This is a genomic window from Glutamicibacter sp. AGC46 (assembly GCF_053543715.1).
Map to the genome: position 1 here is coordinate 22,832 of NZ_JBLVOJ010000011.1, position 1,922 is coordinate 24,753.

The following is a 1,922-nucleotide window of genomic DNA, read 5'->3' on the forward strand; positions in this document are numbered from 1 at the left end:
TATCCAGGCATCGCCACCGCCCATTTGCGCGCAAAGGCTAGTTGATGATCTCGGCAGTTGGGTCATCGGCGATCCTTGCGATGCGTTCACGCCAGCTTTGCAAGGCTTCGGGCGACAGCCGGGTCCAATCGTGGACTTCTCGGATCACCCGTACAGGATGCGCACTGCGGTAGGAACGCGTGGGATTGCCCGGGAATTTCTTGTCGGTGACATTCGGGTCATTTTCATACGCCCCGGTCGGTTCAACTTCATAGACATGGGCGGTCCCCTCCAGGGCCGCAATTTCGGCGGCCAACCCCGCGCCATCGGCAAATGCGGTGAAGTAGATGTGGTTCATGATGATTTCGGGACGATAATTCGTCGGGAATCCGGCAGTCAAGACTTCTCCTGGCTGCAGTTCGGCTTTCGTGCCGTGGAAGAACGGGCCGTCATCAAGTTCGTTGCTCATAGGCCAAAACGCTAGTCGCCATTGCCGGTTCATGAAAGGATCCGCCGCGTATCGCCACGTATATTGGGAAGTGAACCGACGACAGTATTTGGAGAGCAACGCGTGCCTATTTTGAACAAGGACATGACCCTATGCATTTCGTTATCTGGTCGACCATCTAATATCGGCACCCGGTTCCATAATTACCTGTATGAAGAACTCGGGCTGAACTTCATCTACAAGGCCTTCTCGACCGAAGACCTCGCCGGTGCCATCGCTGGTGTCCGGGCCTTGGGCATTCGTGGCTGTTCGGTATCCATGCCGTTCAAGGAAGACGTGATGAACATGGTCGATGAGATTGAGCCTTCGGCCAAGGCAATCGACTCGGTGAACACCATCGTGAATACCAACGGGCGACTGGTTGCTTCAAATACCGACTTCGAGGCGATCGCGACGCTCATCGAACGCCACCAGCTGGATCCTGAAAGTTCCGTGCTTGTCCGAGGCTCCGGAGGAATGGCCAAGGCCGTCGTGGCCGCCTTCCGCGAAGCCGGATTCAACGACCTGACGGTGCTGGCACGTAACGAAGTTTCCGGCCAAGCCTTAGCTGACAAATACGGTTACCGATTTACCAGTGCTGACCCGGCTCCAGGACACGAGATTCTTGTGAACGTAACGCCGCTGGGCATGGACGGAGCCCAGTCTGAGGAGCACGCATTTAGCACCCAGCAGATTGAAGCCGCACGAACCGTCTTCGACGTGGTGGCTTTCCCAAGTGAAACACCATTGATCCGCGCAACACGAACTGCTGGCAAGCAGGTGATTACCGGGGCAGAAGTCATCGCCCTGCAGGCCGCGGCGCAGTTTCAGAAGTACACCGGCCACGCACTAAGTGAAGAGCAGGTATTGCGTGCCTCAGAATTCTCCCGGGAATCCTGAAGCCCCGAATATCAGTACGCGCCCTAGTTGGCGGTATTCACCTGGCTTATGATGTTCTTTCCACGAAAAAATACCATCAGCAGGACGAAGAACGCGATCGGCAAGAGCACGATCAATCCCATGGATAACAACTGGAAGAATTGCGTGTTCAATGCAATTCCATTCGTGATCGGTACACCGTTCTCGGGCATGTAGTCGGCGTACCTTGCAGGCCTGGATGTCGCCCACAAGATGAAGAACCGGAAGATGAATGCACCTGCCGCGGTGATGGCGAGCGAGGGAAGCAGAAGTGACTGGTTGTCGGCACTTGTGCGCCTTATTTGTCATATACGGGCGAAGACCGATATTAGTGCCGAAGCGCCTAGACCCAGCGTGATGATCTGCAATAACCACGAATGAGCCATGACGAAAGACAAAGCCATCATCGCAATGCTCAGCGCAGTCAGGATTCTGATCTTCGACAGGAAAGTTCTAGACATGAACCGAACCTACCTTGTTAAAGGAAGAAAACCAGCGCCGGCAACTGAACACGGATGATAGATACAGCAAGGGCCCC

The 1,922-nt window shown here is 55.0% G+C and carries 4 protein-coding genes; 1 reads left to right on the forward strand and 3 read right to left on the reverse strand.

Going from position 1 to position 1,922, the window contains the following annotated elements:
- Positions 1-37: 37 nt before the first annotated feature.
- Positions 38-448 (reverse strand): NAD(+)--rifampin ADP-ribosyltransferase, encoded by a 411-nt coding sequence (gene arr / locus ACNPM8_RS05190; protein WP_448939421.1) that lies wholly within the window; start codon positions 446-448, stop codon positions 38-40.
- Between the two features lie 102 nt (positions 449-550).
- Here arr and ACNPM8_RS05195 point away from each other — a divergent pair, with 102 nt between their 5' ends.
- Entirely contained in the window at positions 551-1,366 is an 816-nt protein-coding gene (locus ACNPM8_RS05195) for a shikimate 5-dehydrogenase (protein ID WP_359195629.1), read from the forward strand.
- 23 nt (positions 1,367-1,389) lie between these two features.
- Here ACNPM8_RS05195 and ACNPM8_RS05200 read toward each other — a convergent pair whose 3' ends face one another.
- Both ACNPM8_RS05200 and ACNPM8_RS05205 read right to left on the reverse strand, forming a co-directional pair.
- Positions 1,390-1,557, reverse strand: coding sequence for a hypothetical protein (locus tag ACNPM8_RS05200; RefSeq protein ID WP_013349928.1), 168 nt, complete (start codon positions 1,555-1,557; stop codon positions 1,390-1,392).
- Between the two features lie 132 nt (positions 1,558-1,689).
- The gene (locus tag ACNPM8_RS05205) at positions 1,690-1,845 is read right to left on the reverse strand and encodes a hypothetical protein (RefSeq protein ID WP_448939422.1); all 156 of its coding nucleotides are present in this window, start codon (positions 1,843-1,845) and stop codon (positions 1,690-1,692) included.
- Between the last annotated feature and the right edge of the window lie 77 nt (positions 1,846-1,922).

Bases quoted from the DNA above. Each gene is read 5' to 3' on its own strand.
- arr (WP_448939421.1), bottom strand. From the start codon at position 448: ATGAGCAACGAACTTGATGACGGCCCGTTCTTCCACGGCACGAAAGCC.
- ACNPM8_RS05200 (WP_013349928.1), bottom strand. From the start codon at position 1,557: ATGCCCGAGAACGGTGTACCGATCACGAATGGAATTGCATTGAACACG.
- ACNPM8_RS05205 (WP_448939422.1), bottom strand. From the start codon at position 1,845: ATGTCTAGAACTTTCCTGTCGAAGATCAGAATCCTGACTGCGCTGAGC.